Annotated in this window: 6 protein-coding genes; 2 read left to right on the forward strand and 4 right to left on the reverse strand. The window is 61.9% G+C overall.

Translation table 11 applies throughout. The features are described from left to right. The 3 genes from AC1D15_RS16535 to AC1D15_RS16545 all read right to left on the reverse strand — a co-directional run. Positions 1–635: LysR family transcriptional regulator (locus AC1D15_RS16535; RefSeq protein ID WP_477826822.1), on the reverse strand; the 635-nt coding region annotated here is incomplete at its 3' end. 126 nt (positions 636–761) lie between these two features. Beyond that, on the reverse strand, positions 762–1,349 hold the full coding sequence (locus AC1D15_RS16540) for an NADPH-dependent F420 reductase (protein WP_477826823.1): 588 nt from the start codon (positions 1,347–1,349) through the stop codon (positions 762–764). Positions 1,350–1,397: 48 nt separating this feature from the next. Next, complete coding sequence (locus AC1D15_RS16545) at positions 1,398–2,006, reverse strand: FMN-dependent NADH-azoreductase (RefSeq protein WP_477826824.1); 609 nt, start codon at positions 2,004–2,006, stop codon at positions 1,398–1,400. Between the two features lie 111 nt (positions 2,007–2,117). On the opposite strand from AC1D15_RS16545, the gene AC1D15_RS16550 reads away from it, so the two are divergent. Continuing rightward, on the forward strand, positions 2,118–3,035 hold the full coding sequence (locus AC1D15_RS16550) for a LysR family transcriptional regulator (RefSeq protein ID WP_477826825.1): 918 nt from the start codon (positions 2,118–2,120) through the stop codon (positions 3,033–3,035). A 328-nt stretch (positions 3,036–3,363) separates the two neighbouring features. Here the strand turns inward: AC1D15_RS16550 and AC1D15_RS16555 are convergent, their stop codons facing one another. After that, entirely contained in the window at positions 3,364–4,284 is a 921-nt protein-coding gene (locus tag AC1D15_RS16555) for a LysR family transcriptional regulator (protein WP_477826826.1), read from the reverse strand. Between the two features lie 153 nt (positions 4,285–4,437). On the opposite strand from AC1D15_RS16555, the gene AC1D15_RS16560 reads away from it, so the two are divergent. Next, entirely contained in the window at positions 4,438–5,313 is an 876-nt protein-coding gene (locus AC1D15_RS16560) for a pirin family protein (RefSeq protein WP_477826827.1), read from the forward strand. Positions 5,314–5,430 lie beyond the last annotated feature (117 nt).

Genomic DNA, 5,430 nt, shown 5'->3' on the forward strand with positions numbered 1-5,430 from the left:
AAATCATTGCGTGTGGCGAATCCCTCGGTGAGGCTTACGAAGCGCTCACTATCGCAAGCACCTAAGTCGATTGAATCCATCTGCGCATACTTCGAGTCTGCAGGCGCTGCGAAGAACACTTGGTCTTCGAACAGCGGGATCGATTCGATATCCTGAGCGCTGTCCGGCAACACCATTAACGCGGCATCTACAGTGAAGTCACGCAGCTTGGTCAAGAGTTCGACGTTCGATCCCATTGAGACGTCGGTCTGCAAGGACGGCCTGCGCAGTTTGAGGGCGGTGACAAGCCCTGGAATAGTTCTGACGCCGAGCGAGTACAGCGAGCCAATGCAGACGCTGTCGGCCAGGTAGCCACCTGCAGCGCGTGTGGCCTTGACTCCTTCGCGCATGACCTTGAGCGCTTCGTGCGCGGTTCCCGCCAGCACGGAAGCAGCCGACGTTGGCATCAGGTTCCTGCCCTCCGCGCGGAACAGTGGACAGCGCAGCCCGTCCTCAAGCGAGTGCAGCGCGCGGTGGACGCTGACTGGGTTGATGCCCAGCGCCTGGGCAGCTCGTGTCAGTGTGCCGGCATCCATGTAGGCCAGCAGAATCTCCAGTCTTCGAAAGGTGATCTCCTCGGGGAGAGCATCGCGCATGCGGGTTCCTTTGACGCGGCTTTCTTGAGTACCTGTCGACGACGTCAAGTTGCCGTCATCACGGCGCCATCGATATTGGCATCGACGTGCTTCCCTCAGCAGCCATCGCCGAGAGTGGACGCCGCTCTAGCCTTGCTTGATGAGCTTCTGGAGGATCAACGGTCCACCCATGCCGATCAGGTTGCCGCCTTCGTCGAGCTTGCCGAGCAGGATGGGAGCGAAGCCCAGAGCGGCGACCAGCTTTGAGATKGCAGTCTGCGCGTCATCGTCGTTGCTCGATACGAACATGACCCGGCGCCCCCCGCCATCAGCAGGATCCTTGGCCAGGAGCTTGGCCGGCAGCTGATTGAGCGTCTTGACCACTTTCGCCCCGGAGAATGCAGTTGCCACGAGTTCGGTGGAAGGGCGCCCCTTCAGTTCCTCCGGCGAGATGCCGTAGGTGTTCATGGCGTCGACGACAACCTTGCCGGACCAACTCGGCAGACCTCCTGCGACGGTTGTATGGGCGCGGAAGGGAATCGCAAGGATGACTACCTCGGCCTTGAGCGCGTCCGGCAGAGTCATGGGAATTACGGCGTTGCCGATCTCCTTTGCCATTGAGGCGATGGAGCTTGGCCCGCGGGTGTTGGCCAGGCCTACGGCGATGCCACTGCGGGCGAAATGTTTGGCCAAGGCAGAGCCGACGTTGCCAGAGCCGATGATCGAGTAGTTCACGAGTTTTCCTTCGGTATGGTGGAGCGGGTCTGGTGAGTCCGCTTTTGTCTATGCGGTGATGRCCGCAACTTCCTCGAGCGCTTTGGCAACAGCGGCTTCTCTCGCCTCGGGACCGAACGCGGTGCCTTCGGCTCGCACAATGGTCACGTCTGTCACGCCGAGGAAGGCCAGGAGGCCCTTGAGGTAGCTCTCTTGGTGCTCGAACCCAGCTGCTGGGCTACCTGCGGAATACACGCCACCGCGCGCGGATGCGATGAAGACCTTCTTGCCTTTCAGCAAGCCCTCAGGTCCGGTCGCGGTATAGCGAAATGTCTCGCCGGCAATCGCAATGCGATCGATCCATGCCTTGAGCGGCGTTGGGATCGTCAGGTTGTACATCGGCGCACCAATGACAAGAACATCAGCGGCGATCAGTTCATCCAGGTAGGCGTTCCCTTTCACCAAGTCCGCATTGATGGTCATGTCGTCGCTGGCGACACCCTGACGGGCCGCCACGTGAATTCCTGTCAGGTGCAGCGCAGGGTCGGATCCCAAGTCTCGGTAGGTGACACGAATATCGGGATGCAACGCGCGCTGGCGCGCGACGAGCTCCAATGTCAGGCGGCGACTGACGGATGCGGCGCCGAGGGCGCTGGAATCAAGGTGAAGCAGACGCATGGTGAATTCCGGTGGGGTGTAGCTTGATAAACGAATGGTGCGGCCAGCCCTCGTATCTGAAAAGACGGTATATTGAGATGCGATACATCTCCCTCGGAGATGGGAGGGGCCATGCTCGACGGTGTCTCACTCGACCAGCTCAGAAGCTTCATAGCCGCCGTTGACGAAGGAAGCTTCTCCGCCGCGGCGCGCAGGCTCAACCGCGTTCAATCCGCGGTAAGCGGATGGATTGGTGACCTGGAGGGGCAACTGGGCGTCACCTTGTTTGACCGTTCTGGACGGTTCCCGAAGCTCACGACTGAGGGAGTGCTGCTCCTCGCAGACGCGCGAAGTGTCGTGTCCGGTGTGGACACCCTCAAGGCTCGCGCCAAGCTGATGGTTTCGGGGCTCGAAGCTGAGCTCTCGGTGGTGGTCGACGTGTTCTTTCCCACTGCCGTCATCAGCGCGGCCGCCAAGGCGTTCTCACGCCAGTTTCCGTTGACCCCGCTTCGGCTCTTCGTYGAAGGATTGGGCGCTGGCTATCAGTCAGTTCTGGGTGGCCGTTGCAGCCTCGGGATTCTGGCCTCGCTGCCTGTCGCGTTTCCATCTCTCGTCAGCGAGCGGCTTGGCGAAATTCCTCTGGTCTCGGTTGCTGCCGCAAACCATCCGCTCGCGAGCATCGGACGTCGCATTGCCAAGCATGAGCTGTCGAGCCACGTACAACTCGTTCTGACAGATCGGTCTGACTTGATGGAAGGACGGGACTACGGTGTCGTATCCGCGTCCACATGGCGCTTGGCAGACCTCTCGACCAAGCATGCCTTTCTCAAAGACTGCGTTGGGTGGGGAAACATGCCACTGCACACAGTCGAGAAGGACATCGCCGACGGGACATTGGTGCTGCTGGACACAGAAGAAGTGCCGCCTACCGGTTTCATGCTGGGCGTATCCGCCTATCACCCGGCGTCAAAGCCGCCAGGTCCTGCGGGCAGATGGCTTGTCGAGCATCTGAATGGCTTCTCAAAGTCCATCCTGAGCATCGTCGACTGATCGCGCACGACACAGGCGAGCAGTTCCAGGGAGGTAGAGGCTACTCCTATGGCAGGACCCACTGGACGCGTGGGTTCCGGAGAGGCTACGGAGAAAATCTAGTCTGGGAACGATAAGTGGCAGGGAGTGTATGTTCCCCGCCTCGCTCGCGAGCAGCCGGTCGGAAGCCGTGCCGTCTCCTCTGGGCGGCYGGTTGCAAGCCGATGGACGAATAGGCGCAGTCGGYCAGGAGCAGCCAGTCACGAACGGCGGGTTTCGGGTGGCTAACCTGCTCAGCTTGCGGATCCCTGTGCTCTTCAGCGGAACCGCGGAAGGTGCTGGCGCACTCCTAAGGGCGCTGCGGTGTGAATGCCGCATCCAGTTCGCCGACCTTCTCGACGACGAGATCGATGAATGCGGACACAGCCAGCGGCAGATGCCGTCGGCTGGGATACAGCACATTGAGGCCGTGGCCGGGACGCTGATATTCGGGTAGCACGGGAACAAGGCGTCCGGCCTGCAAGTCCTTCATGAGGATGGCCCTGGGAAGAAGCGTGATCCCCAACCCAGCCAGCGTCGCCTTGCGAAGTGCCTGCGCTGTGTTGCCGCTGAAGCGAGCGGCAACCTGCACGGCTTCACCAGTGCCGTCGGGTCCGGCCAGGTGCCAGGTTATATGACTGCCAGAGTGCGCAAAGGTCACGCAATCGTGCTCCATCAGGTCCTGCAGTGTGCTGGGCGCGCCCCTCGCTGCAAGATAGCCAGGGCTGGCCACCAGCCCGTCGTTGCCAGCACTCAGAACCTGCCGCCCGATGTATTCCGAGTCCTCAAGGGGACCGCCACGAAACGCCACGTCGATGCGATCCGCGATCAGGTCTGCCTTCGAATCGCTGAGCACCAACGCAAGGCGAACCTTGGGATAGGTCGCCAGGAACTCGGCGACCCATTCCATTACGAACATGTCGAGGAAGTCGGCGGGCGCAGCAACGCGAACAAGCCCACTCGGCTCCTGCCCTGCGGAGCTCAGCACTTGCCCGGCTTCGACCAGTCCCGCTACCGCATCGGCACAACGTGCGTTGAACTCCTCGCCTGCGCTGGTGAGAGTGAGCTTGCGGGTCGAGCGTTGCAGCAGCCGGACGCCGAGATGCTGCTCGAGCCCTTGGACGCGCCTGCTGACGGTGTTCGCTGGCACGCCGAGGCGCCGCGCCGCGCCCGCAAAGCTGCCGCTGCGCACGACCTGCACGAACAAGGCGATGTCGTTCAGATCAAGCATGGCGACCCATTGATTCAAAAATTGGACGGGTGCGCTCCAACTGCACCGGCTAGTACGTCGATCCTACCGCCCCTATCGTTCAAACGTTGACTGCAGCAGTTCAGACGTCATGTCTTCGGCGAGCCGCCTTCACTTCAACTCCAAGGACGATCGATGACCGCAGCGCAAGCCCTTCCTGGCAATCCGAACCTTGATCGAGCATCGAGCGCGGGCGGGCGGGCGATCGTCCACCGCACGCATGGCAACACCCATGGGCCGATCACGCGGCTGGTGAGCCCGAGCGACCTCGGCGAGTTCTTGAAGCCGTTCATCTTTCTCGACCTCAACAGTTTCAGCCCCGGTCTCGGCAGTCAGGGCTTCGCGATGCATCCGCATTCAGGCATCGCCACGTTGACCTTCGTGATGACAGGCAACCTTCGCTACGAAGACACGACCGGCAAGAAGGGCGTGCTGCCCGCTGGCGGCGTGGAGTGGATGCGCTCCGGAAACGGCGTTTGGCATATCGGCGCACCCGTCGGCGACTTGCAGATGTCGGGCTTTCAACTCTGGGTCGCCTTGCCTCCCTCTGAAGAGAACGCGCACGCGGAGAGCCTGTACCTGGCGCCTTCAGACGTTCCACACGAAGGCCCGGCACGTGCGCTGCTCGGAAGCTACGGCAAGGCCCACAGCCCGATTCCCGCACCTTCGGGCATGAACTACCTTGCCGTGCGTTTGGAGGACGGCGAGCGCTGGCGATACACGCCGCCCGCCGGCCACACCGTGGCCTGGTTGGCGGTCAGCGCGGGACGACTCGACGTGAATGGGATGGTCGGCACCGGTGAACTCGCCGTGTTCGAGGAATCGGAACAAGCCATCGACTTCGTGGCCCACGGCGACACGTCCTTCGTCCTCGGCTCGGCAGTGAAGCATCCACACGACCTGGTGATGGGCTACTACTCGGTGCACACCAGCAAGACTGCCCTGGCACTGGGAGAGGCCGAGATTCAGCGCATCGGCGCCGAGCTGCGACGTGACAAGCGAATCGGCTAGATCACCCGCCGCATGCCTCGACCAGCCGGTACCCACCGAGCGATCTGCATATTCAGTCTCAGCCGCCCATCGGCAACTCATTGTCCTTCGGGGTTCCTCCATGACCAAGGTCCCGGC

This window comes from Rhizobacter sp. P2_H2, from assembly GCF_056403375.1.